The organism is Synechococcus sp. UW179A (assembly GCF_900473965.1).
GTDB lineage: Bacteria > Cyanobacteriota > Cyanobacteriia > PCC-6307 > Cyanobiaceae > Synechococcus_C.
The window spans coordinates 33,990-56,144 of record NZ_UCNJ01000010.1; the positions used below are offsets into that span (position 1 = coordinate 33,990).

Sequence of the window (22,155 nt, forward strand, 5' to 3'; positions counted from 1 at the left end):
ATGGCTCAAGAAATCCTTACCCACTTTATTCCTGAATCAGTGTTTGTATGGTTAATTGATTGTGTCTGCTGAACTCCGGCATGAGATTCAGGGGTTTTTAGAGTGAATCCTGCATTTCATAATTGATCAATCGCTTCCATTGCAGGGATGAATTGAGAACTGTTCTGATCAAAGCCATTGCAGCTCTTGTTCATCGCTTCACTGATGAGGGCAACCACGCGAATGGCCTGGGCTGATTGCAACCACTCAGCTTGTTTCTTCAACCCCTTGTTGCTGATCCAGGTGTTCAGGATGTTCTGGGCCCTGTCTCGGCTGTAACCGGCGTTCAGGATCTTGCATTCGGCAAAAGCAGCCATGGCTGCCATGGCATGACGCGTTTCTGTTTCGCTCGCTTGGAGCGGTGTCTGCAGTGCTCCCAGGAGTGCGCATAGTGTCCAGGCTGAGCGCCAGCAGCGTCGCCAACTATGTGAATGGCCCTGCAGGACCTCAATGCTGACGTTCGGTCCGAGTGCCATGGCTGCAGCAAGACTGGCGGCAGTTTATGGAGTGCTTTCGCTCCAGTAACTCTCGCAATGGATGTGGATTCAATCGGCTATGTAGCGGCAGCGCTGACTACCTTGAGCTTTTTTCCACAGGCCATGAAGACATTGCGCACCGACGACACGCGCTCCATCTCACTGTCGATGTACAGCCTGTTTACCAGTGGTGTTGCTATCTGGGCGGTGTTTGGTCTTCTCAGTGGCAATGGGCCCGTGATCCTGGCTAACGGATTCACCTTGATCCCAGCATCGTTCGTGCTGCAGAAGAAGATTCGCCACCGCCTGAAGGCTGGTGAGCGTTAATACTTCGCCCCAAACTGTTCTCCTACAGCGGCTTTGACTCCCAGCTCATCGCGCCACTGATGGAGGGGTTTCTCCCAGCCTTCCTCCCAGCGCTGCAGTACAAGAGGCGTCGCTTCCAGGCCAATGCGGCTGCCCACGGCGATCGCTCGGCTGATTTTTTCAAACTCATCCGGTTGGAAGCGAAATGCGCGAAACCCTGCCAGCGTGTTCAACAGCACATAGGCAGGAAAACCGATCTGGGTTGCTGTGATCGACAGCACTCCCGACTCACCAGCCGTTTCGGTGTTGAATCCACCGATTACGTGATGCAGATCGTGGGTTGTGGCGATTCGCTGCGTCAGCCAGAGCGCTTCAGTGCTGGTGTCTCTTGGTCGGAAAAAATCAGCGTCGTAGTTCAGTCGGCGGATCATTCCCGCGTATGCCCGACCCAGCGTTCCCTCCGGCAACTTCTCCAAAGCAGGGATATCAGGCTGGAAAGGTGGGTAACGCTGTTCCACCATCTCCTTGCCACCGGGCAGAGCTTTGAAACGTTGGAGGCAAACCACCATGGCCTCACTGTCGATGAAGTTATCGATCAAATTGCCGACGCTGTCGAGGCCACCATTGGTCTTGGCCAGTTCCCGCAAGACGGAAAGGTTTTTAACGGAGCGAAGCAATTCGCGGGCTCGGGACATCCTCGTCGTTCTCCAGTGGGGTTCCATCCAGACCTGCTGTATAGCGAGGTCGCACGGTTTTGAGCAGCGGCATCACGGCCAGGCAGATCACAGCCATCAGTAACCAGAGCTGCACGCCATGACCCTGCTGGTCAAGCAAGGTTCCGGCCAGCAAGGGTGCACCGGTGGCACTGATGGCGAAACATTGGGAGAACAGCGCCATGGACAAACCCCTGTGTTTCAGAGGGGTCTCTTCCACCATGGCTTCGGCGGCACTGGGAAGGAACGCCGCTTCTCCGAATGCCAGGGGCACCATGGCCAGTGAGATCAGCACCATCCCACCGCTCCAGAGTGCCGAGCTCGCCAGAAGCAGGCAGCCGGCCACGAAGCCAGCCAGTCCCACTCCCAAACCAAAGCGCAGGCTGCGCTTGGCGACCCAGTTGCCGACAGGCCACTGCAGAACCAGCAATAGGCCAAGCTGCAGTGCAATCAGTGCTCCGCTTCCGGCTTCGCTCACTGCTGGACGCGATAAGCCTCCACGCACCAGGTCAAGAGGTAGGGCGCTCTGCCTCAGTGCAATCATCCCTGTGGCAACAATGCTGATGGCCAAAACAGGAAGCAGTGGCGTTAGCCAGCGCCATCCATCTGCAGCAGGGTCCCTGGCGGTGGATTGCTCTTCCCCGACTTCGTCGAGATGCAAGAGTGCAGCCCGCCCATCGGGCAGGGGGCGCCAGTTCAGCACCAGCAACATCACAATGACGGCCGCAGCTTCCACCAGGTAAACCGCGCGAATCAGTCCAAGAGCTGTGACAATTGCCCCGATCAGCGCGCCTAAGGCAACACCAAGCGCATCAGCGCTGCGAGCCAGTGCATATCCGCGGCTGGATTTGAAGCCGGCACAGCTGAGCGGTACAGCCAGTTCAATGGCGGGGAAGTACAGCCCTGCTGCCAGACCAATCAGCAGTTGTCCTGTGAGGTAACCCGCAAAACCTTGCGCCTGTAGCAAGACGAAATCGGCGATGAAGGCCAGTACTGCCGCGGCACGCACCGGCCAGGAGCAGCAAAGGCCTCGATCCAGCAGGAGGCCGCTCAGAAGACGGGCAGCTGTTCCAATCAGGGCGGCAGCGGCCAGGCCCTGCCCCACTTGCGTTGCGCTAAAGCTGGCTTGGTGAAACACGATCGGCGTCATGTAAATGACACCACCGGCTCCTAACGAAGCCAGAAGCCTGATTGAAGCCACTTCCTGCAAAGGTGCGGGAAACTGGTTCCACCAATGAACTGGCCTAGGCCTTGCGAAGACGCTCAACAGGACAACGGTTTGCCGTAGGACTGATTTGCAGTCTGATGCTCGGTGCCCTGTCACCGCGACCAGCTCGTACAGCCGCCGAGTTGGTCGTCCGTCTGGATGGGATGGATCTGCCCTTGTCGATCAACGATCTGGGCGGATGGCTCCGTGGTGAAGAACGCGGATCTTCGGAGCTGAGTGTGTGGCTGAATTTGCTTGAGGAAGAAAGCCGTCAGGGGGTGATTGATCTGCTCAAGGCTCCGTTGATCAATGACCGCAGCATGGCCCGCCAGATTCTCAACAGCTGGGCAGGCCGGCGTTTGTTGGATCAGGTCAGTGATCTGGTGCTGGTTGACGACGACGCAACAGGACAAACCGTTCAGGTGACGCTCGAGTCGCTACTCAACAAGCGCGCACAGGTCACGACCCTGGATTTGCTTGAGGCTCTTCCCGCGAAGCGTGTACGCCTCGATCTTGATGCCCTGCTTCCCGTTGCCAGCAGCTGGCGGCGTCAGCTGCAACGTCAGCAGGCTCTGGTCAAAACCCTCAATCGACTGCCGGTCTCATCACTTACCCAAAAAGCTGATTCGGCTTCTGAGGCTGACAATGCCTCCGATCGAGCGCCTCAGCGATTGATCCTGCCTGTAGAGCATCGAGATCAGCCGCTGCAGATCCAGCTGTGGCGCCCGCTCATGGCAGACGGTTCCAAGCGCAGTCATTGGCTTGTGCTCATGCCGGGTCTGGGAGGTAGCCCAGATCATTTCCGCTGGCTTGGACGAGCCCTCAGTCGTCAGGGTTGGCCGGTTCTTGTGCTTGAGCATCCAGGCAGTGATGTTCTGGCGGTGCAGGCCCTGTTGGAAGGGCGCCGTCCGCCGCCGGGCGCTGAGGTGTTGCCCGATCGCCTGAAGGATCTTGATGCGGTGCTGGCTGCACACCAAAGAGGAGTGTTCGAGCTCTCTGGGACACGTTTGGTGCTCGGTGGGCATTCCCTTGGAGCACTGACAGCTTTGCTCGCTGCAGGTGCCGGTCCAGAGACAGGTCTCGGGAGACGTTGCGGCCAGGATCTAGATGACCTCCCCATCAGCAATCTGTCGCGACTGCTTCAGTGTCAGATCGAGGACGTGCCTCTTCCTGCTGTGCGGCCACCTAAGGAGCTGGCCGGCGTGGTGGGTCTCAACAGTTTCGGCAGCCTGCTCTGGCCTCGGCGCATTCCCCTGCAGGGTGACGTCGCTGTGTTTTTAAGCGGCGGGACTCTTGATCTGATCACCCCTCCGCTGAGTGAGCAGCTTGGACTGCTCAGGTCGTTGCCCGCCAACCCAGCAACGCGTGCGGTGCTTGTTGAAGGGGCCAGCCATTTTTCTCCTGTGCGAGTGGAGGGTCAAAGCGGCGGCGGTCAAGGCGAGGATCTCTTTCAGCTCGGCGAGGAACTGGTTGGAGTTCAGCCTCTGAGGGTTCAGGATCAGCTGCAGAGAGAAATCGTGCGCTTCCTGCTTGATTTAGAGCGTGGTCGTGTGTCGGGTTCTCTGCAGGGTGGTGTTGAACACCTACAAGTGGGGGATCTCCATCTGCACCGTCTGGATCAGACCGGTGCAGCTCGTTTTCTGGATTGAAGCCTCGTGATCTTGGGCTTAGTTAGGTCAATACCGGACCCTGGGATCCAGAAGGGCGACGAGAAGATCCACAGTCACACTGACGAGCACAACCAGGGCGGCAACGACCACCACAATGCCCTGCACCACTGGGTAGTCGCGCTGGTTGATGCTTTCCTGCAGGCGTAGTGCAATGCCTGGCCAGGAGAAGGTCACCTCAATCAACAGGGCGCCACCAATCAGCGAGGCGACAGTAATTCCGGCAATCGTCAGCACCGGCAGAAGTGCGTTGGGTAGTGCATGCCGAAGAACCACCTGGGTTTCGCTCAGTCCCCTGCTTCGGGCTGCCTCCACATAGTCCGAGCGAAGACTGCGATTGAGGTTGAGGCGCAGGGCATTGGTGAAGACACCGCTCAGCAGCAGTCCGAGTGTGCACGCCGGCAGCACCAAATGGCGCAGAGCTCCCTGAAGCGCTGCCCAGTTGCCGCTGATCACACTGTCGGCGATCAGAAAGCCGCTGCCATCAGGAGCAATCATGCCTGGTGGGAAACGCCCTCCAACAGGCAGCCAGCCAAGGGTTACAGCAAACAGAAGCTGAGCCAGCATGGCCACCCAAAAGGGAGGCAAGGCGTAAGTGCCGATGCCGTAAAAACGGCCGGCCAGATCAAGCTTTCCCTCTGATCGGGCAATCGCTGTAAAGCCAACCGCCAGACCGGTCACCGCTGATATCAGCAAGGCTGTGACGCTCAATTCCAGGCTGGCAGGAAGCGCCTGTCGGATAATTCGACTCACGGGTTCCTGATTAATCAGCGCCTGGCCGAGGTCGCCATGCAGCAGTCCACCAAGAAAATCGAGGTATTGCTGAGCCAGTGATTGGTCCAACCCCAAGCGTGCTCTGAGTGCGGCCTTAGCCGCTTCTGGAGCTCGGCTCCCGAGCACAGCGTCCACGGGATCGCCAGGAGCCACCCGCAGCAGCAGAAATACCAGAGTCGCGATCAGCCAGAGCATCACTGGCGCCAGGGCCAGCCGCGTTCCCGTGTAGCGAAGCAGCTCGCGACTTCGTCCCATCAGCGCACCTCCTGTAATCGGGCCAGAACCACCTGGCCGTTGCCATCGAACTCCGGGGTGGCCAAGGCGGTACTTCCCCAGGCCCTGGGGGTGACGAGCCAGACCGGGATGTAGGCGGCGCCTTGAGCGGCCATCTGCTCCACCCTCTCTAGATCGCGTTGCCGAGCATCTCCCAAGCTGCGATCCGATTGCAGCAGGATTCTCTCTAGCCCTGGTGCTGTCCAGAAGCTGCCGCTGATGGCGGCTTCTCCACGCTTGCAGAAGGATCCCTGCGATTCCCTGCAGCTCAGCAAAGGTGCGAGGTAAGCCTCAGGGTCTGGGTATGCGCCTCGCCAGTCGAGCATCACGGCCTGGAATGCCCCTTCACCGAGCTGTCGATACACAGTCGTTGATTCCACGCCATCGAGTTTGAGGGAGAGACAATCAGCGAGGTCACGCTTGATCTGGGCTTGCCAGGTCAGTGCCATTAGACGGTCTGCGGGCACATTCGATCGATAGGTGAACGGCAGATCGAAGACTTTCCCGTTGCAGTAGCCCGCCTGAATGAACAGGTTTCTGGCCCGGGCGGCATCGTGCCGTGGCCAGGGCTCAACATCACCTCCTGGTAGGCCAGGAGGCACCAGTGAAAGAAGCGGGGGGCGCAATCCGTGGCTGACCCTCTCATTGATTAGGTCTCGGTCGAGGCTCAGTGCCAGAGCCCTACGCAGGACTGGATTCTGAAGTGGTGGTGTGTTGCTCAGCAGGGTGATGTAACCGATCACCAGCGCCGGACCCTGTCCTTCCCGCAGACGTCCCTCACCGGCCATGCGATTGAGCGCGAGGCGCTGATCCTCGTCGATGGAGTCAGAGAGAAGAACATCCACTTCGCCACTGCGCATCGCACCGAACAGCGCGGTGGAATTGCTGAGATAAATCAGGTCCAGCCCTGCGTTGCTGGGCGAGGGCCCCCAGTACTGCTTGAAGGGCTCCAGGCGCTGCTGAACAGCTCGGAAGCTGGTCAGCTTGTAGGGACCCGTTCCGATGAAACGGTCGTTGAGAAATCGATCCTGATGATCCTGGTAAGCCCTTGGTGACACAGGGGTCAGGTTGGTGGCGGTGAGCAGATTCTCAAGCGAGCTTGAGGGGCGGCTCAAGCGCAGTCGTAATCGATAAGTCTCGGGAGCTTCAACTGCGGTGATGCGATCACCGACCACATAACTGAGAGTTCCGATCTCCAGAAAACGGCGCAGGCTGAAGGCCATCGCCTCTGCATCAAAGCGAGTGCCGTCATGGAAGAGCACATCCTCACGCAGGGGAATCGTGACGGTGAGGCCGCCATCGCTGATCTCCGGCAGCGCTGAGGCCAGGGCTGGCGTTAGTTGCCCTTCTGCAGTTCTTTTATAAAGAGTGTCTCCAAGAGCACTGAGCAGCTGCAGAGCTCCGAAGGTACTGGCCTGAGCCGGGTCCAAAGAGGTGATGCGCCCGGCGCTGGCCACCGTGATCCGATCACTGCGTTTGATGGGCTGACAGGCGCTCTGGCTGATGCAGAGTGCCAAGACTGTGCTGAGTGGTAGCAACTGTTTTGCGTGCCTTTTCAGGGAGGCCAGGCATGACTCTCTGAATTGATCGATCACGCTACTGAAGTCAGACGCAGCCATTCAAAGGCCACGCGTCTTAATCGGGAGCAGACGGCGGCGTGATCTGGTCGAGAGGGACCTCGAAGACCGGGGAGCCCTGGGGCTTCAGGGGCCACTGGCGAACCCAGCAGCGGTCGTGGTCGCCGTCGATGCCGATGACCTGAAACAGGCCGGCATCACTGCGCAATGTGATGCAGTCCCCCTGATGGAGCCTCATGACGGACCGAGATTCCGACTGATTGCAGCGTTGCCCCTGAAGAACAGAGAGTTCGTTCGGCATGAACGTTTTGCAGCATGAATCCGCGAATGCGAACCGGAGCTGTGATGGTTCTTACAACTCTGCCTCATCCGAGGGTGTGTTTGCCAGGGGCTGCGAAGACCTGCGGGTCTGCGAGTGGCCTTCGGCTGGGTTCAGAAACAGCCGAAATGGGCAGCCAGAGAACGGACTCCAGGCAGAGAAGCAATGGACTGAAGGGCGTTCTGCATTGCTCCATTGCCGACTTCGTGAGTGATCACAACGATCTCAGCCCCTTCATTGCAGGCGTCGAATTGAACGATGGATTGAATGGAGACACCTTGTTCTCCAAAGCAGCTGCCAATCTTGCCGATGACGCCGGGAGCATCTTCAGTGTTGAAACGCACGTAGTTGCGCTGTCGGATGCGGCTGGAATCCACAAGGTGGCATGAGCGCCAGCTGCTTGCTGCCAGGAGTGGGTCAAGGCCGCCGTCACTGCTGTTGAGCTGTCGGATGCCGGCAATATTGAGAATGTCTGCAACCACTGCGGAGGCTGTTGGCCCTGATCCGGCGCCAGGGCCGTAAAACATCACCCTGCCGACCGGGTCGCCTTCCACAAGGATTGCATTGTTCACACCGTTAACGCCGGCAAGTGGATGGTCTTTGGGTACCAGTGTTGGCTGCACACGAACGCCCAGCGGCAGGGATCCCATAGGATCGCCATCGCTTTCCAAGCGTTCGGCAATAGCAAGCAGTTTCACGCCATATCCCAGTTGCGTGGCGTAGTCCACATCACGCCCCTGCAGATTGCTGATACCTGTTGTCGGAACGGCGCTTCGTTCGATCGGGCCGCCAAAGGCCAGTCCGGCAAGGATGGCGATCTTGTCCGCGGCGTCATGACCGTCTACATCCGCGGCTGGATCAGCTTCCGCATAGCCCAGTTCTTGGGCTTCCATCAAAACACCATGATAATCGGCACCTTCGTCGGCCATCCGACTGAGGATGTAGTTGGTGGTCCCGTTGATGATGCCGCTCACCCGATCGATGCGATTGCTTCCGAGCGACTGCTTGAGCGGTTCGATGATCGGAATGCCCCCTCCGACGGCTGCTTCGATCAACACGTAGACACCAGCTGCTGCAGCTGCAGCAGCAATTTCCTCACCGTGTCTTGCGATCACGGCCTTGTTGGCGGTGACCACTGATTTTCCGGCCGTGATGGCTCGCATGATCAGCGTGCGAGCCGGTTCAATGCCCCCGATCACTTCGACAACCACATGCACATCGGGGTCGTCCACCACCTCATTGGGATCCGTGGTGAGGCGCTCTGATGGGATTGAAACGGGCCGGTTGCGCTGCAGATCGCGAACAGCCACCCGAACCAGCTCTAGGTCGGCAATCAGTGGATGGCGCCCTTCTGGACTGTTCAGAATGCTTGCCACACCTGCGCCGACGGTGCCGAGGCCAAGCAGGCCTATGCCGATCCTTGTCGCCATGGAGCGGGTCCGTTAGTTGCGCTGTGGGGTCGACTTTAGGCAGCGGTCGGTCGGCTGGTTTTGTTCAACCCGATTCATTCAGAACACTCGCCTGCTGCTGCATCATCCTCAGGATGTTGAGGAAGCCATTGGCCCGTGAGGGTGTGAGGCTGGCTTGAAGCCCTGTAGCGGCGATGAAGCCTGGGTCAACAGACATCACCTGTGCTGGGGTGAGGTCGGCCAGTCCTTTGATCAGCAGGGCCAGCAGCCCCTTGGTGATCAGGGCATCTGAATCCCCATGCCACTGAAGACGTCCATCGATCAGTTCCGATGCAATAAAGACCTGGGAAACACATCCTTTGACCTTGCGCTCTTCGGTCTGCAGCTCGGGCGACATGGAAGGCAGCTTTTTGGCGAGCCAGAGCACATACTCATAACGCTTGCGCGGATCTGATGTGCTGTTGAGTCGTTCGGCGAGCTGATCAAGAGCTTGGCTGCCGTAGCGAGTTGTGGAGCTGCCTTGTTCAGCCATCGCTGGGTCAGCGTTGTCGAAGACTTCGAACCCTAACCATCAGTCCCACCAAGCCGACCAGGGCTGGTGCCATGGCCCAGTCCAGACCGTTTCTACTGCCTGGACTCATTACAACTTCGTCCAGGTTGACTCGCCCCTGTTGAAGAGGAAGCGTGAGGTAGTCGCGGTGCCCAGGTCCGCCATCCACCTGCAGGTCCACCAGTCCATCCCCAAGTTCTGGAAGAGTCATCTGCAGCGTGCCTTCAGCATCGATGCGTCCAAGTTCCTCGCCGGGTGTTCCATCAGCCTTGAGGAGCCTTACCACTGCTCCTTCCACTGGCTCTCCTGTGGAGAAGCTGCTGCTCAGTTGGAGTTGTCCGTCGAGATAGCGAAGGCTGCTTTCCACTCCATGGGCTTCAGCCTGCATGGGCTGCGTCAAAGCCAAGCCCAGTGCTGTGGTGGCCATCAGTGCAAAACAGGATGGAATGGCCATGGCGTGCCAGTTGTCGGTGCACCCATGGTGCGGGAGATTGCGGCAGTCAACCAGTCCTGATTGAGGCGGATTTGGATCTGTTCTGAAGTCCAGCCCGGGCTTGGTCGGTAATCCACTGCCCCCCTTTTGCCAGGTTGCCTTTGCGTCAAGGCAACGAATGCTGAAAACCGTTTTCGTTCAACCAGCCTTGGAAAGGCCTGTCCCAGGGGTCTGATGGCAGAGGTTGAACACTCACGCAGGCTCCGGGGAGTACAACGAGAGCGGGTACTTCGCTCCAGCTCTTCTGGCAGCGAAGGCGGTCGTAGTAGCCACCCCCGTAGCCAAGTCGGATGCCCCTTCGATCCACAGCCAGCGCAGGAACGAGCAACAGAGATAGCTTCTCAGCACTCAGCTCCTGTTGATCCAAGGGAGCTGGAATCCCGCAGCCGTCGCTGGCTAAGGGGGCCTCAGTCCAACTGCGATAGGTCATGTTGCCTTGTCCATCAGCGACAGGAAGCGCTGGGCTCAAGCCGAGTTCCTTGACCAGCTCAAGACGTAGAGGTGTCAGGTCCACTTCTCCAGGCAATGGCCAATAAAGCCCTACGGACTGGTGCAATTCACCCTCTCGGTGGCGTCGCCTCAGTTCCTGCCTGGCCTGATCGCGGATCCTGTTCTGCAAGTTGGGTTCAGCCTCGAGGGTCAGGCGCCTTCGTGTTCTGAAAATCTTGCGCAGAGTGGGTTTATTCGCTGCATCAAAGGCCTGCATCAGGGCAATACTCCCCAGCGCCCCATCAGCGGTAATTGCAGTGTCAGTTGTTCTGAATCCTGAGGCCAGATCTGATTCAGCTCCTCAGAGAGGTTGTTGATCAGCGAGCGGCCCTGATCCTTGCTATCAACTTGCTGGCTGGCCTGCCTGAGTGCTGACCAGGTGCTGATAAAGCCCAGAAGGTCGTCCTGCGTCCAGTGTTCGGTGATCTTCAATCCTTTGGGCAGCGGTTGATCGCAGAACGGGAACTCCAGATCGGAATAGCAGGTGTCCACATGGATGCGTTCAGGTGGCCAGAACCGATTGAGTCGCTCGTGATAGAGCCTGTTGAGCCACGTCTGTAAATCCTGCGGTGCTCCCTGGATGGGTTCATAGCCCAGCCAGACCAATAGACCCCCCGGTCGCAGCACCCGACAGACTTCTCGGTTGAAGCGCTGCAAATCCAGCCAGTGAATGGCTGCAGCAACCAGCACTGCATCAACGCTGTCGCTGCCCAAATCGGAATGTTCCGCTGCTCCCTGTTGGTAGTGAATGCGTGTGTGTTGTTCCGCTGCAGCAATCTGCTGAGGGCTGAGGTCTGTGGCTTCAACATGCTTGAACCAGCGGCTCAGCCCAACGGATGCCTGACCACTGCCGCAAGCTGCATCCCAACAACAATCCAGTGCTGGGGACTGGTCTGCCATCCAGGCGAAGAAGGCATCCGGGTAACGGGGTCTGCAACGCGCATAGTCGCTGGCTACAGAATCAAACCAGCCTTTGTCCATCGCTGGCATCAGGAAATGAACGGCATCGATCAAGCCGGCAGAGGGAACCAAAACTGTCTGCTCATTTTCAGGAACGTTTGATCGCCTGCCGTTTGTGAATCCTTTCGCAGCACAGCTGCTTCAAGCCCCGAGCTTTAATTGTCCTGAAAGGTGCATTCCAGAAGTGCTGCCGTTAGCAGTGTCTTCATGTCCTGCAGATTGTTCTGCTCAACAGGATCCCCACCCGACCATCGATCGAGCTGATGACTCACGGCAGCTAGCAGTAGGCGGAGCCCTGCGGCATTGAGGGTGAGATCGATCGTGCTTTCGGTTCGGTCCATCACAGCCCCATCAGGCGTTGCAACCGTTCTGATTCTGCACCCTGCCCGCCATTTCTCCTTCTAGTTATCGCAGCGCTCATTCACGGAGGTCTCCGTGATGGCTGCATTGTCGTCGTGCTCAGTTGTCGTGCTCAACGATCCGATTCAGCTGTTGAACAGGGGTTCAGTCGCTTATAAGCAAAGGAAGCGCAAGGGCACTCATTGCTTTTCAGCAAAGTGTTGATGATGTACTTCTCTTTCCCTTGAGAAGAACATTGAAACCATTGAAAATGTTCTGGCCTGTCAAAAGTTCTGGGTTGATGAGTCGTAATGCTCTCATTGATGTTCCAGTGCTGAATCTGTTGCCGGACTCCTTTTGGCATTGAATTGAGGCCGCAAAGCAAAGGCTGCCGCTTTGCCAGGAAAGTCTGTTGTGAACAGATTGATGCCATTTCATCTCGCAGTCTGGGTTTCACAGTCAAAGGCCTTCGGCTTTCATGCCACCTCTGTTTCAATGTCTGATTTGCGGGCAGTCAATCGAACGCTCCAAACGCTCTTACTGGAAGCGAAAAGGGCATCTGCTCTGCTCCACTTGCCGAGATCGGATTGACCGCGGTGAAGGCAATCCGCTTGACGAGCCAACCTCGCATCGCACTTTCGGCAGTGATCAGAGTGTGTGGTGCCTCCTGCACTGAGTTAGAAAAACAGCCGTACGTGTCATTTGCATGGTGGTCTTGAAAACATTGCTGCCAAGGCTGGCAGCCTGGTTTCACTAATCTTGCGACACGCACTTTTGAGCCAGTGTTCTCAGCTATTAACGCGCTTGCCTACACAGCATTTCTTGCTTTTGTGGTTGTTCAGGCGATCCGCTTGATGCGTCTATCTTTTAAAACAAAAGACCGAACTGGGCTCAAAACCACCCATCCAGAACTTTTTGATCAAAATGGCAGTATGACTAAGGAAAAACTTCTTGTGGTTCGTTTCGACAGACCGAAGCCAGTACTTCCCTCATAGCGGCAGAATCAAAGGTTTTTCTCGGGAGTCGTTTAATCCTCACAGCTCTTCAGATCATTCCTTCCGTCTCCCTCCAGCTTCGGTTCTGATGGGCAGCCCATCCTTGTTTGATCAGTGCATAATGAAGCCATGATCAAGATTATTTGGCTGCTTGCAACCGTCTATTTCATGAGCCGTCTGGTGAAAAAGCTTATGTCCTCCATGAAAGAGATTAAAAGCGAAGAAGATGTCGATGCAGGAAATGCGGTTGTTGATGTTAAAGCGGAGTGAAAGATCCGGCATCGACTCTTTAAGATGTCTTGTGCTCAACTTTTTGGGATCATGTCCGCGTCAGGGGATAATTGGCATCAATCAGCTTTGGCCGACTCTGATCCCGATCAGAGTATTCTTGCTTTCAAGGCCATTGATTCGTTGGAGATATTCATTTACTGCCAGGTGATGGTGCAGCGATAACGGATGTTAAAGCCAGCGGTTCCAATCTCTATGCAGGATGTGTCGGTCACGGTTGTTCCCTGAGGAACTTTCGACATCAGTCGATTGATCGTTATCTCTTGATCAACACCTTCTGCAGTAGCTGATTGAGTATTGGCGAAGGCATTCGTTCCTAGAAGAATTGAAATTGCATAAACAGGAATCAATGCCTTCATGCGTGTCTCCGTTGGTTAATTCAAAGCTAGCAGCTATTGGCATGGAGCAACATCAGAACTGTTTCCAAGAATGAATTGTGCTGTTTCTCGCCGTGAAGGCTTTCTTCCTTGGGCCCCCATTGCAGAGCCTCTTATGGCATTGGCTGATCTTTCTCAACCTTCGCAGCCCTCCCTCCCGGTGCTGGGTGGAACAGAAAGATCCTTTGTTTGCTGACAACAACCATTCCCGGTGGCTGTCATTTTTGGCATCTTTATTCAAAAGCCCTTCCAATTTTTGTTTTTTCTTCGGGTGCAGCTTCCACGGCCGAGGGGTCGCCCTCGCCAGATTCGCCTGAGCTGAAAGACATGGCTGCCGTGTCGTCCTCTGAGATTCAACTGACCATCGAACAACAGTTCCGCGTCGAACGTGCCTGCCGCAAGATCGATGAGTGCAATGACGTGGAGACTCTTAGGCAGCTTTCGAAAGCCCTGATTGTCACAGCAGCCAGGGAGCGAGCCTTCTCGCGGGTTGTTATGGAGCGCCTCAAGGAATGACCCACTCAATGTCGATCTTTTAAGCCAGCCGTCCGAGTCGGTCTGGTCTTGAGCAGCTGATCGCTGCAAACGATTCAGATCCTGTAGCTGATCAGGGTCTGCTCCAATCCAGTGAAGCTGCGCCTTTCAGGCTGACGGCATGAGGCTGACTGGTTTCGTTAACGACCTTTTCGCTGGTTAACGAACTTCATCCTTTCAACTCGCTTTGGCTCTCAGCGAGGAACTAATTACGTAGTTTTTGGTGCACCAGCAACTCCGACCATGCGTCAGATCAATTTCACCCTGATCTTCGTCTTCGGTCTGAGCATGGTGTTCTTTACGCTGGAAAATACGGCTGCTACAACCGTCCATGTGCTCCCTGGTCTGAAGTACACCACGCCTCTTGCGGCATTGCTGCTGCTGTCTGCTGGTATTGGTGCATCTTCAGCCTGGCTGTTCGCTGCATGGAGCGGGATGCTGAACAACGTGGAACGTTTCCAAAAATCTAGTGATTTCGATGCCCAGCAAGTGCGCATCCAGGAATTGGAAACGGATCTGAATCGGTACCGGGCAACCGTTGAAACACAATTAGGACTGCTCCCTTCGGCCAGTCCTGAAGAAGAGTCGGAAACGACTCCAACGGTTCAGGTGTCGAGCTCAGACTGAGCTTGCTCCATCGTTAAGAAGGCAAGGACAGTTCAATGACAAGGCTAGTGTGAACTGCTGAGAAATGATCAACATTTTTGCGGATCAATTATTGATCTAATATCACTAAGAGATTGTTCGGCATTCCATCGACTTTCAGTAGTTGTGTGTTGGATTCGGGGGCTGGTCGGAATAGCATTTATTCCCTATCTATGGGCTCAGCTGAAGAGCCCAAGACACAATAAGGCTAAACGACTCATGCCTCTTTGTCCGAGCGTTAGAGGTATGCCTAATTGGTCGACATTCCACTAATGTGTAAACTTTGCCATATTGAATCTGATGTTCCATTCTGCGCGAGTTGGCAAAGGCTAGATAGTCAGGGTATTAGCTTTTCTCACCCGATTCTCCACATTTCAGCTGGTTTATCAATAGGGGCTTGTGGAAAAGTGCTGGTCTTTCAGTCTTCTCTCACCAAGATTTAATGAGGCAATAATTGATGTGCAGGCCTTTATGTGCGCTTGTTTTTCGTGAATGGCCTGACCATCAATCCCCAGCTGAGCAGAGGCGCTCTCTTGCGTGTTCTCTCTTGAGAACTTCAATGGCAAGGGCTCTCCGTTTGGCTTGACGGTTCTATCGCTGAAACCAACCCGTTAACGCAACGGCTAGTGCATCCGCGGCGTCGTCCGGTCTGGGCGGAGACTCAAGGTTGAGCTCGCGCATCACTGCTTCGAGAACCTCATCTTTGTCAGCATGGCCATGGCCGGTTAGAGCTTGCTTGATCTGCATCGGCGGAAACTCGACGATTGGCAGTCCAAATCGGCTGAGGGTCATGATCACTACGCCGCGAGCCTGGACAACGGCGATGGTGTTGCTGGATCTATAAAAGAAAAACTTTTCAACGGATGCTAAATCCGGTCGCCAGGCCCTGATTAGCTGCCGCAAGTCTCTAGCGATCTCCACCATCCGCGCCCCTTCTGAATGGCCCGGATCGGTGCGGATAATGCCGCAATCAAGCATGCTCTGCTGACCCCCCGAGGTCTCAATCACTCCGTAACCAACCCGGGCGAGACCGGGGTCAATACCGAGAATGCGCACGGCTCGGCTACCCCTTTGAGCGCATCAGGCGGCCAGGGCCAGTTCGAATTCGGCTCTGTCGCTACTTTCGCTGCGCTCAAACACCTTGCAGAACACCTTTACGACTCGGTCACCGGAATCGATCTGCTCGAGCGGATCTTTGCGCAGTCGGTGGCGTAGGCAGCATGACGCCACGCGGGCGACATCCTCTTCAGTAACTTCAGTGCGGCCTTCAAAGGCTGCGAGCGCTCGTGCAGCCCTGTTGGTGACGATGTCTCCCCTCAGTCCGTCGACATCCAGCTCGCCGCACACAGCGGAAATCCGCAATCTCAGATCATCGTCGATTTCAACTTGGTCGAGTCGCTTCTGGGCTTCGACCACCCGTTCCTGCAGTGCCTTCTGTCCAGCTTCAACCGAGGCGGTGAAGGTATCAGGGTCGGTGTCGAAGGCTGTGCGCTGGTCCACCACCTGAACACGAAGCTCAGGATCTCTGACTGTTCGCACCTCAACACTCATGCCGAAGCGGTCGAGGAGCTGAGGGCGCAATTCCCCTTCTTCAGGGTTACCGGAACCGATCAGCACAAAGCGGGCAGGATGTCGCACGGACACTCCTTCACGTTCAACCGTGTTCCAGCCTGAAGCAGCAGAATCAAGCAGGACGTCGACGAGATGATCGTCCAGCAGATTCACTTCATCGACGTAGAGCAGCCCCCGGTTTGCCTTGGCTAGCAATCCTGGTTCAAAAGCCCGCACGCCCTCGCTGAGGGCTTTCTCGATGTCGATGGTGCCGCACAGACGGTCTTCGGTCGCGCCAAGTGGAAGATCCACCATGGGCACCTGACGGTCCTCTGTCGTGAGGGTTTCCCCATGCTCGAGGCGCTGACGCACGTCGCTGCTCTGCAGATCGGGATCAGTTGGCGAACTGTTGTAAGGGTCTCCGGCTACTACCTCAATGCCAGGGAGGAGATCCGCTAGTGCCCTGATCGTGGTCGATTTACCTGTGCCCCTGTCGCCCATGATCATCACTCCGCCGATGCGGGGATCGATCACGTTGAGCAGCAGAGCAAGTTTCATTTCCTCCTGACCGATCACGGCCGTAAAGGGAAAAACTCTGCGCTTGCGCGGTGAACTCACGGACGATCGACTGGTGTTCCTGTGGATTGTTTCACAGGTAGGAGCGACAGCACCTGGGGTGGGGTGGCATCGGCTGGATAGACCAGGCGTACCCGCACTGAGCGTTGTTCTCCAGGAGCAAGTGTGATTTGCCCAAGTTGAGGGCCCTCTTGACCCTTTCGCAACACCAGGTGAAACCGTCGTCGACCGCTGGGTCGACCGCCTTGTCCATCAAGCCCGCTTATTTCGATCGGTCCACGGAACATCACCGGACCGCTGTTACTGCTGCTGAACGCAAGTTGGCCGTTGCCGCTTCCGTTCTTATCAGGGGATTCCAGGGTGATCGCCACCGTTCGCTGCTGGGATCCCTGATTGCGGAGAGGAAGCGTTAGGTCGTACTCAACGCCGTAGTTGCCGTGTGCTGCCCAGGCGGTGCCTGCATCAAAGGCTTTCAGCTCTGCTGTCTGAATTTGTCCTGTTTTTAGCTCACCGCGTTCCAAGCTGCTAATCGGCCAGGAGATGGGCGCATCCTCAATGTTCACGTGGCTGGACCCTGGATCGGTCAGGGTTGCCCTCCAGGTGCTGCCGATCTGAACACCGCTTACGCGTGAGTACACCATCCTGCCGCGGGCGCCACGCGGGGTTGGTTGGTGCTCCTTCGGACTCTGCCGCCCCTCACTCAGCAGCTTCTTCCACCCGTCTTGACCAGGAACCTTGTCGCCGTTTCCGTAGGCGGCGATGGTTGCGATATAGACCGGACCTGAGCTCTGAAGCCGCAGCTGCAGGTTGCGACCGTTGAGAAGGGGGTCCAGTCCGGCAACAGGGATTGGAAGAACAACCAGGGAGCTGACCGACCCAGGCGCAATCTGCCATTCCCGCTGGAGTTCGTTCGCGATCTCTCCACGCAGAAGGTCGCCGGCCACCTTGCTGCCAGGACCGGAAGCAACCGCTGTGCCTGATTCAGCCATCAGCGTTGGCAACGGCAGAAATGGTGACGCGGTTTGGCCCTTCAGGGTTGCCTGTGAGAGGGAGGTGCTGCCACCCAGAAGTCGCAGAGTTACTGGAGCATCTCCTGCTGGCTCAGCAACAACAGCGAGCCAGAGAGTGGAGTCGAGCTGATCGGGCTGACCGGCGTAAACGTGATGGCTGAATAGGTCGAAGCGACCGTTCAGCGCGATATTCAGCCCCGGCGCCTGCGGAAAGGTCGAAACAAGGATGCCTTCCCCGGTAATCAGTTCCGGGTTGTTGTCATTGACCATCAGCACGTCATCCAGCTGGCCTGGAAGGGCTCGCACATCGCTGTGGCGAGTCAGTGTCTGGTTAGCCGGTTTCTGTTGGTCTGCGGCAAGCTGCGCAGGAGCAAGCACCGTCGCGATGGACGCTGCGGCCATGGTCAGAGCGGCCAGCGCCTGCAGGCGATTGAGACGTGTCATGGATCGATGTTGGTGCCACTTGCCGTGGAACGGGCAACGGCGGGTTTGGGTTTGAGAACCGGCGCCATCGCTGCGGCCAACTTGCGGATCAGCTCCGTCGAGCGCGGATCGTTGAACGGCCCTTTCACCAGGAAGGCGGCAACCGCTCTGCTGCCATCCGGCAACTCAATTAAGCCGGCATCGGCGTAGGCGATCCCGATGTCCCCGGTTTTATTGAGCACTCTGTAGCCCTTCACCATCAGGCTGTCGTCTGGCTCTCCCTGGCGTCCGCCGAGACCCCGCAGTAGTCCGCGCGGCAGAAGAGTATTGGTGATTGATGTGCCCATGACCTCCCGAAACAGATCGCGGCTGCGGATCGAGAGGGCTTCACCGGTGTCCACTAGCGCAATCGATCGAGCCAGGTCTCTGGCGCTAGTGCTGTTGGTGCCCTTGAGATCGGGTAGCCAATCGTTCACCTTGGTGGCGCTCAGGCCCAGAGCGTTGAAACGGGCATTCAGTGTCTCCTGCCCTCCTAGGCGTTCGATCAGAAGATTGGTGGCGGTGTTGTCGCTGACCCGGATCATTTCAGTGGCGACTTCATGGGTTGGGAACCGAGTGCCGAGTGGTTTCGTCGCCATCCAGCCGGCACCGCCTCCCACCACGGTTTTGCTGAGTTTCAGAGGCTCGTTCCAGCTCAAACGACCTGCATCAAGCTCCTCAAGGGTGACAAGCAGAATCGGGGTCTTGATGGAGCTGGCGGCCGGCAGTGCAGTGTCAGGCTCCAGCTGTGCGTAGCGCCCGTCGTCCAGCACGAGCATGAAGGCGCTCACTTTTAGGTCGGGCTGTTCTGCTGCCAGTGTCTGCCAGCGCGCACTCAGCGGCTTGAGTTCATTGCGGGTTTCGAAACGGCCTAGGGATTCGGTGCGATTGAGGGAAGAGGTTCCGCTGGTGTTGGCAGTCGCTTCGGGCTGGTCTTTGCCCTCTGGGCTCTGCTCGGTTAACGGCAGCCAGCCAGGTAGGGCGAGATCTCCCTTTTCAACTGCAGGGCCAGCCAGTTTCAGTAAGGAGCCTGTAATGACACCAAGTCCGACGCCCATCAGAACAAGTCGCAGCACAAGCCGCAGAGGACGTCCCCAGCCAGGGTTTTGGCGTCTAGATCGACTGGAGGCCAATGAACTGCGCGAGAAAGCCAGAGATTACGGGCGGTGGCAACGAATCGCCCAACGAAGTTGTCGGACCATGCCACGCAGCATGGCCAATTCTTCAGGACGCACCAGGGATCGTTGCAGCAGTCCTTTGACCTTGGCCATGCGTGCCCTGGCGGTGTGCTCTAACAAGAAACCTGCCTCCAGAAGTAAATCCTCCGCGTCATTGAGGCAGTCGATCAGCTGGGTTGGTGCGGCTGTTTCTGCACTGTGAAGTGTGTCTTTCAGCGGACCTGAGGATTGCCGGCGCACCCTCTCTAGTTCGTGCAACATCACGGCCACCGCATGGGACAAATTCATGGATGGATAGGCTTCCGAGGAGTGAAGCCGTACAACGCGCTGACTGAGTAGAAGCTCCTCATTGCTCAGTCCGCGGTCTTCTCTGCCAAAGACCAGTGCAACCTGTGCTGCCGATTCAAGACCCTGTTGCACCCAGGGCATGACCTGTTCAGGAGGCTGTAGAGCAATCTCTCCATGGTCAATGCGGCCGCAGCTGGCCACGACGCGTTGGCAATCGACCAGTGCCTCGAACAGTGTCGGGAAGCGACGAGCTCGGCTGAGAACCTGCCCTCCATGCACGGCCATGCGTTGTGCGTCGGGGTCACTCGGTTCACATCGTGGAGCGACCAACCTCAGATCCTCAACACCGAAGTTGGCGCAGAGCCGAGCCACGCTTCCAACGTTGAGCGGACCGGACGGCTCCACCAACACCACGGCAAGGCTCACGATGGCATCAGTTCAGGGTGTGTAGGTAGCTCAGAAGGTCTGCCATTCCTTCCGGTTCAATTTCAAAGCGTGGCATCGGTGGGGTTTCTCCACTCACGATCTGGTGGATCAATGAACGGTCGGGCCGTCGTTCGCTCACGGCCTGAAGACTTGGACCCACCAGTCCCTGTCCCGCGATGCCATGACAGCCAGCGCAGTTGATGCGGAACAGCTGCGCTCCATGCTGCACATCGCCATTCAAAGCCAGCGCAGCCTTGCTGTAAGGATCGAGACGAGTGCTGACATAAAACCAGGCCCCTAGGGCTATAGCTGTGATCACAGCCATGACGATCAGCGCCGTCACCAAACCACGGCGTCGTTCCAACGTTGCAGCAGTTGATGACGGTGTCGTCACAGTTGCGTCATATGCATGGAACAATTGTGGTCAATCCTTCCACTCGGCGCGACGCCATGATCGAACCTCTGCTCTGCGGCATCGTTCTTGGTCTGATTCCTGTCACCCTTCTCGGCCTGTTTGTCGCGGCTTGGAATCAGTATCGACGCGGCAGTGCTCTTGGGGGTTGAGGATCAGCAGGCTGCTCTTTCCGTAATGACGTCTGTCTGCTTCCTTCCAGCCTGAAGGCACTTCAAATTTCTCTTTGCTGGCGAACTCGCAGATCACCAGACCCTGAGGTTGAACCCATCCGCCACTCTGAAGCATGCCGAGTGCAGGGACGTAAAGCCCAGATGCATATGGCGGGTCGAAATAAACGATTGAGAACCTTTGCTTGCCCTCAAGGCATCCCTGTTTCAGCCATAAGAGAAGATCCTTCCTAATCACCCTCACCGTTGCATCGCAGGCATGGCTGGTGGCGACCAGTTCTAGGTTTTCGCGACAAATGGCTGCTGTTCGCGCATCCTTCTCCACAGCAACCACGTGGGAGGCTCCTCGCATCAACGCCTCACAGCCCATGACTCCGCTGCCGCTGCAGAGGTCTAGCCAGTGGCAGCCTCTGATCTTGGAGCTCAACATGTTCATCAAGGCTTCACGCACCCGGGAGGTAGTTGGCCGGGTGCCCTGACCTTGAGGGCTGCGCAGTCGTCGCCCGCCAATTAAACGCAGCTGTGCACCTTTCACTTCGGCAGTTGAGCGCCGGACTGCAGCCAGCTAATCCAATTTTTCAGCAACTGAGCGCCGGCTTTTGCTGATTTTTCAGGGTGAAACTGACAGGCACCAGTGCGATTCCTCCAAACCATCGCCGTAGCTTCCCCCTGCCCGAAGGTCATGGTCGCTGCCAGATCAGTGGCCTTGTTGGGAACCGCTGCATAGGAGTGCACGAAATACACCCACGGTTGCGCGTCGCTTTGGACAAGAAGCGGGCAGGGGTGTTGGGGTTTCAGTTGAGCCCAGCCCATGTGTGGGATCCGCTCCCCCTGTTGATCAGGTAAGCGTTGAACTTCGCCTTCGAAGAGTCCCAGCCCTTCGGCATTGCCTTCATCGCTGCGTTCAAAAAGCAACTGAAGGCCCAAGCAGATTCCGAGCAGAGGGCGTTTGTTGTGATGCCAGCTGCGCAGATGCTGCACGAGCCCAGTCGAATGAAGCTTCTCCATTGCCGGATCGAAAGCCCCGACTCCAGGGAGAATCAGCGCATCGCAGGCTTCAAGATCCTGAGGATGCCGAACCTGGGCTAATGGCTGCCCCAACCGGTTAAAACTTGTCTGAACGGAATGGAGATTGCCCATTCCGTAATCGATCAAGCCGATCCGCTGGATCGGCTTTAGAGAGTCCCCCGGCATCTGGTCTGCTGACGAAGTCAGTTGAGGCCTCAGAGATATTTGGCAATGGTGCCAGAGAGAGTTGCTTTGGGGACGGCTCCAACAACGGTGTCGACTTTCTGTCCACCCTTGAACACCATCAAGGTTGGAATGCTGCGAATGCCGAACTGGCTGGCCACGTTGGGATTTTCATCGGTGTTGAGCTTGAACACCTTGATTTTCCCTTCGAACTCCTTGGCAATTTCATCAACAATGGGAGCCACCATGCGACAGGGGCCACACCAGGGGGCCCAGAAATCGACCAGCACGGGAACGTCACTCTGAAGGACGTCCTGTTCGAAGGAGGCGTCGGTGACAGCGGCAGCGCTGGACATTCAGGATCGGTCGAATTGGGCGAAATTTAGCAACCGTTTCTGAGGTTGCTGCTCAATCACCCAGCTCTTCGCCTGAACTGTGATGGATGACATAAAGACAGAAAG

The 22,155-nt window shown here is 56.9% G+C and carries 28 protein-coding genes and 1 pseudogene; 7 read left to right on the forward strand and 22 right to left on the reverse strand.

Going from position 1 to position 22,155, the window contains the following annotated elements; genetic code table 11:
* Nucleotides 1-116: 116 nt before the first annotated feature.
* Nucleotides 117-515, reverse strand: coding sequence for a hypothetical protein (locus tag DXY31_RS03975; RefSeq protein WP_114992355.1), 399 nt, complete (start codon nt 513-515; stop codon nt 117-119).
* Between the two features lie 57 nt (nt 516-572).
* Here DXY31_RS03975 and DXY31_RS03980 point away from each other — a divergent pair, with 57 nt between their 5' ends.
* Nucleotides 573-842 carry a SemiSWEET transporter gene (locus DXY31_RS03980; protein WP_114992357.1) on the forward strand — a complete coding sequence of 90 codons (270 nt, stop codon included), beginning with the start codon at nt 573-575 and terminating at the stop codon, nt 840-842.
* On the opposite strand, the gene DXY31_RS03985 is transcribed toward DXY31_RS03980, so the two are convergent.
* Together DXY31_RS03985 and DXY31_RS03990 are read right to left on the reverse strand one after the other, a co-directional pair.
* Nucleotides 839-1,516 carry a Coq4 family protein gene (locus tag DXY31_RS03985; protein ID WP_170953543.1) on the reverse strand — a complete coding sequence of 226 codons (678 nt, stop codon included), beginning with the start codon at nt 1,514-1,516 and terminating at the stop codon, nt 839-841. The two genes, DXY31_RS03980 and DXY31_RS03985, sit on opposite strands and share 4 nt — an antisense overlap.
* Nucleotides 1,482-2,684 carry an MFS transporter gene (locus DXY31_RS03990; RefSeq protein WP_244279531.1) on the reverse strand — a complete coding sequence of 401 codons (1,203 nt, stop codon included), beginning with the start codon at nt 2,682-2,684 and terminating at the stop codon, nt 1,482-1,484. Before DXY31_RS03990 ends, DXY31_RS03985 begins: the two co-directional genes overlap by 35 nt.
* 101 nt (nt 2,685-2,785) lie before the next feature.
* Here DXY31_RS03990 and DXY31_RS03995 point away from each other — a divergent pair, with 101 nt between their 5' ends.
* The gene (locus DXY31_RS03995) at nt 2,786-4,390 is read left to right on the forward strand and encodes an alpha/beta hydrolase (RefSeq protein ID WP_371639065.1); all 1,605 of its coding nucleotides are present in this window, start codon (nt 2,786-2,788) and stop codon (nt 4,388-4,390) included.
* A 27-nt stretch (nt 4,391-4,417) separates the two neighbouring features.
* On the opposite strand, the gene DXY31_RS04000 is transcribed toward DXY31_RS03995, so the two are convergent.
* From DXY31_RS04000 to DXY31_RS04040, 9 genes are all read right to left on the reverse strand, one after another.
* Nucleotides 4,418-5,437 carry an ABC transporter permease gene (locus DXY31_RS04000; protein ID WP_114992361.1) on the reverse strand — a complete coding sequence of 340 codons (1,020 nt, stop codon included), beginning with the start codon at nt 5,435-5,437 and terminating at the stop codon, nt 4,418-4,420.
* Nucleotides 5,437-7,074 (reverse strand): ABC transporter substrate-binding protein, encoded by a 1,638-nt coding sequence (locus DXY31_RS04005; RefSeq protein ID WP_114992363.1) that lies wholly within the window; start codon nt 7,072-7,074, stop codon nt 5,437-5,439. Before DXY31_RS04005 ends, DXY31_RS04000 begins: the two co-directional genes overlap by 1 nt.
* A gap of 16 nt (nt 7,075-7,090) precedes the next feature.
* Nucleotides 7,091-7,333, reverse strand: coding sequence for a hypothetical protein (locus DXY31_RS04010; protein ID WP_114992365.1), 243 nt, complete (start codon nt 7,331-7,333; stop codon nt 7,091-7,093).
* A 131-nt stretch (nt 7,334-7,464) separates the two neighbouring features.
* On the reverse strand, nt 7,465-8,781 hold the full coding sequence (locus DXY31_RS04015) for a homoserine dehydrogenase (RefSeq protein WP_114992367.1): 1,317 nt from the start codon (nt 8,779-8,781) through the stop codon (nt 7,465-7,467).
* A 64-nt stretch (nt 8,782-8,845) separates the two neighbouring features.
* Nucleotides 8,846-9,292, reverse strand: coding sequence for a SufE family protein (locus DXY31_RS04020; RefSeq protein ID WP_114992369.1), 447 nt, complete (start codon nt 9,290-9,292; stop codon nt 8,846-8,848).
* Nucleotides 9,293-9,299: 7 nt separating this feature from the next.
* Nucleotides 9,300-9,764: a hypothetical protein gene (locus DXY31_RS04025; protein WP_371639068.1), complete on the reverse strand. Its 465-nt coding sequence runs from the start codon at nt 9,762-9,764 to the stop codon at nt 9,300-9,302.
* 145 nt (nt 9,765-9,909) lie between these two features.
* Entirely contained in the window at nt 9,910-10,509 is a 600-nt protein-coding gene (locus DXY31_RS04030; protein WP_114992371.1) for a 5-formyltetrahydrofolate cyclo-ligase, read from the reverse strand.
* Complete coding sequence (locus tag DXY31_RS04035; RefSeq protein WP_244279517.1) at nt 10,509-11,324, reverse strand: class I SAM-dependent methyltransferase; 816 nt, start codon at nt 11,322-11,324, stop codon at nt 10,509-10,511. Before DXY31_RS04035 ends, DXY31_RS04030 begins: the two co-directional genes overlap by 1 nt.
* Nucleotides 11,325-11,407: 83 nt before the next feature.
* Nucleotides 11,408-11,593, reverse strand: coding sequence for a hypothetical protein (locus DXY31_RS04040; protein ID WP_114992372.1), 186 nt, complete (start codon nt 11,591-11,593; stop codon nt 11,408-11,410).
* 780 nt (nt 11,594-12,373) lie between these two features.
* On the opposite strand from DXY31_RS04040, the gene DXY31_RS04050 reads away from it, so the two are divergent.
* Nucleotides 12,374-12,586, forward strand: a complete 213-nt coding sequence (locus DXY31_RS04050) for a DUF2973 domain-containing protein (protein ID WP_244279519.1) — start codon at nt 12,374-12,376, stop codon at nt 12,584-12,586.
* A 129-nt stretch (nt 12,587-12,715) separates the two neighbouring features.
* Nucleotides 12,716-12,856, forward strand: a complete 141-nt coding sequence (locus tag DXY31_RS16765; protein WP_206749790.1) for a hypothetical protein — start codon at nt 12,716-12,718, stop codon at nt 12,854-12,856.
* 155 nt (nt 12,857-13,011) lie between these two features.
* On the opposite strand, the gene DXY31_RS04055 is transcribed toward DXY31_RS16765, so the two are convergent.
* Nucleotides 13,012-13,233, reverse strand: coding sequence for a hypothetical protein (locus DXY31_RS04055; RefSeq protein WP_114992377.1), 222 nt, complete (start codon nt 13,231-13,233; stop codon nt 13,012-13,014).
* Between the two features lie 345 nt (nt 13,234-13,578).
* Between DXY31_RS04055 and DXY31_RS04060 the strand changes: the two genes are divergently transcribed.
* Together DXY31_RS04060 and DXY31_RS04065 are read left to right on the forward strand one after the other, a co-directional pair.
* Entirely contained in the window at nt 13,579-13,767 is a 189-nt protein-coding gene (locus DXY31_RS04060; protein ID WP_114992379.1) for a hypothetical protein, read from the forward strand.
* A 261-nt stretch (nt 13,768-14,028) separates the two neighbouring features.
* Nucleotides 14,029-14,412, forward strand: coding sequence for a lipopolysaccharide assembly protein LapA domain-containing protein (locus DXY31_RS04065; protein ID WP_114992381.1), 384 nt, complete (start codon nt 14,029-14,031; stop codon nt 14,410-14,412).
* Between the two features lie 609 nt (nt 14,413-15,021).
* Here the strand turns inward: DXY31_RS04065 and ruvC are convergent.
* The 6 genes from ruvC to DXY31_RS04095 are packed head-to-tail and all read right to left on the reverse strand — an operon-like array spanning nt 15,022 to nt 20,315.
* Complete coding sequence (gene ruvC, locus DXY31_RS04070; protein ID WP_114992383.1) at nt 15,022-15,486, reverse strand: crossover junction endodeoxyribonuclease RuvC; 465 nt, start codon at nt 15,484-15,486, stop codon at nt 15,022-15,024.
* Nucleotides 15,487-15,510: 24 nt separating this feature from the next.
* Complete coding sequence (gene bchI, locus DXY31_RS04075; protein WP_114992385.1) at nt 15,511-16,599, reverse strand: magnesium chelatase ATPase subunit I; 1,089 nt, start codon at nt 16,597-16,599, stop codon at nt 15,511-15,513.
* Complete coding sequence (locus DXY31_RS04080) at nt 16,596-18,011, reverse strand: DUF3370 domain-containing protein (protein WP_114992387.1); 1,416 nt, start codon at nt 18,009-18,011, stop codon at nt 16,596-16,598. The genes bchI and DXY31_RS04080 overlap by 4 nt, the downstream gene beginning before the upstream one ends.
* Nucleotides 18,008-19,162: a serine hydrolase gene (locus DXY31_RS04085; protein ID WP_170953545.1), complete on the reverse strand. Its 1,155-nt coding sequence runs from the start codon at nt 19,160-19,162 to the stop codon at nt 18,008-18,010. Before DXY31_RS04085 ends, DXY31_RS04080 begins: the two co-directional genes overlap by 4 nt.
* 24 nt (nt 19,163-19,186) lie before the next feature.
* Nucleotides 19,187-19,921 carry an RNA methyltransferase gene (locus DXY31_RS04090; RefSeq protein ID WP_114992389.1) on the reverse strand — a complete coding sequence of 245 codons (735 nt, stop codon included), beginning with the start codon at nt 19,919-19,921 and terminating at the stop codon, nt 19,187-19,189.
* A 7-nt stretch (nt 19,922-19,928) separates the two neighbouring features.
* Nucleotides 19,929-20,315, reverse strand: coding sequence for a cytochrome c (locus DXY31_RS04095; protein ID WP_114992391.1), 387 nt, complete (start codon nt 20,313-20,315; stop codon nt 19,929-19,931).
* 56 nt (nt 20,316-20,371) lie between these two features.
* On the opposite strand from DXY31_RS04095, the gene petG reads away from it, so the two are divergent.
* On the forward strand, nt 20,372-20,485 hold the full coding sequence (petG, locus tag DXY31_RS17515) for a cytochrome b6-f complex subunit V (RefSeq protein ID WP_006041770.1): 114 nt from the start codon (nt 20,372-20,374) through the stop codon (nt 20,483-20,485).
* Between the two features lie 13 nt (nt 20,486-20,498).
* On the opposite strand, the pseudogene rsmD reads toward petG, so the two are convergent.
* The 3 genes and pseudogenes from rsmD to trxA all read right to left on the reverse strand — a co-directional run.
* A pseudogene (gene rsmD / locus DXY31_RS04105) lies at nt 20,499-21,038 on the reverse strand (16S rRNA (guanine(966)-N(2))-methyltransferase RsmD); the annotation flags it as partial.
* Nucleotides 21,035-21,697, reverse strand: coding sequence for an imidazole glycerol phosphate synthase subunit HisH (gene hisH / locus DXY31_RS04110; RefSeq protein WP_114992397.1), 663 nt, complete (start codon nt 21,695-21,697; stop codon nt 21,035-21,037). The pseudogene rsmD and the gene hisH, both read right to left, overlap by 4 nt.
* A gap of 29 nt (nt 21,698-21,726) precedes the next feature.
* Nucleotides 21,727-22,050, reverse strand: coding sequence for a thioredoxin (trxA, locus tag DXY31_RS04115; RefSeq protein WP_066909933.1), 324 nt, complete (start codon nt 22,048-22,050; stop codon nt 21,727-21,729).
* Nucleotides 22,051-22,155 lie beyond the last annotated feature (105 nt).

What these genes read in the sequence shown, in the direction of transcription:
- hisH (WP_114992397.1), bottom strand. Translation starts at nt 21,697, where the DNA reads ATGCCGGGGGACTCTCTAAAGCCGATCCAGCGGATCGGCTTGATCGAT.
- DXY31_RS04055 (WP_114992377.1), bottom strand. Translation starts at nt 13,233, where the DNA reads ATGAAGGCATTGATTCCTGTTTATGCAATTTCAATTCTTCTAGGAACG.
- DXY31_RS16765 (WP_206749790.1), top strand. Translation starts at nt 12,716, where the DNA reads ATGATCAAGATTATTTGGCTGCTTGCAACCGTCTATTTCATGAGCCGT.
- DXY31_RS04060 (WP_114992379.1), top strand. Translation starts at nt 13,579, where the DNA reads ATGGCTGCCGTGTCGTCCTCTGAGATTCAACTGACCATCGAACAACAG.
- DXY31_RS03985 (WP_170953543.1), bottom strand. Translation starts at nt 1,516, where the DNA reads ATGTCCCGAGCCCGCGAATTGCTTCGCTCCGTTAAAAACCTTTCCGTC.
- DXY31_RS03975 (WP_114992355.1), bottom strand. Translation starts at nt 515, where the DNA reads ATGGCACTCGGACCGAACGTCAGCATTGAGGTCCTGCAGGGCCATTCA.
- DXY31_RS04030 (WP_114992371.1), bottom strand. Translation starts at nt 10,509, where the DNA reads ATGCAGGCCTTTGATGCAGCGAATAAACCCACTCTGCGCAAGATTTTC.
- trxA (WP_066909933.1), bottom strand. Translation starts at nt 22,050, where the DNA reads ATGTCCAGCGCTGCCGCTGTCACCGACGCCTCCTTCGAACAGGACGTC.
- petG (WP_006041770.1), top strand. Translation starts at nt 20,372, where the DNA reads ATGATCGAACCTCTGCTCTGCGGCATCGTTCTTGGTCTGATTCCTGTC.
- DXY31_RS04025 (WP_371639068.1), bottom strand. Translation starts at nt 9,764, where the DNA reads ATGGCCATTCCATCCTGTTTTGCACTGATGGCCACCACAGCACTGGGC.
- DXY31_RS04020 (WP_114992369.1), bottom strand. Translation starts at nt 9,292, where the DNA reads ATGGCTGAACAAGGCAGCTCCACAACTCGCTACGGCAGCCAAGCTCTT.
- DXY31_RS04040 (WP_114992372.1), bottom strand. Translation starts at nt 11,593, where the DNA reads ATGGACCGAACCGAAAGCACGATCGATCTCACCCTCAATGCCGCAGGG.
- DXY31_RS03990 (WP_244279531.1), bottom strand. Translation starts at nt 2,684, where the DNA reads ATGACGCCGATCGTGTTTCACCAAGCCAGCTTTAGCGCAACGCAAGTG.
- DXY31_RS04010 (WP_114992365.1), bottom strand. Translation starts at nt 7,333, where the DNA reads ATGCCGAACGAACTCTCTGTTCTTCAGGGGCAACGCTGCAATCAGTCG.
- DXY31_RS04000 (WP_114992361.1), bottom strand. Translation starts at nt 5,437, where the DNA reads ATGGGACGAAGTCGCGAGCTGCTTCGCTACACGGGAACGCGGCTGGCC.
- DXY31_RS03980 (WP_114992357.1), top strand. Translation starts at nt 573, where the DNA reads ATGGATGTGGATTCAATCGGCTATGTAGCGGCAGCGCTGACTACCTTG.
- DXY31_RS04015 (WP_114992367.1), bottom strand. Translation starts at nt 8,781, where the DNA reads ATGGCGACAAGGATCGGCATAGGCCTGCTTGGCCTCGGCACCGTCGGC.
- DXY31_RS04005 (WP_114992363.1), bottom strand. Translation starts at nt 7,074, where the DNA reads ATGGCTGCGTCTGACTTCAGTAGCGTGATCGATCAATTCAGAGAGTCA.
- DXY31_RS04065 (WP_114992381.1), top strand. Translation starts at nt 14,029, where the DNA reads ATGCGTCAGATCAATTTCACCCTGATCTTCGTCTTCGGTCTGAGCATG.
- DXY31_RS04080 (WP_114992387.1), bottom strand. Translation starts at nt 18,011, where the DNA reads ATGACACGTCTCAATCGCCTGCAGGCGCTGGCCGCTCTGACCATGGCC.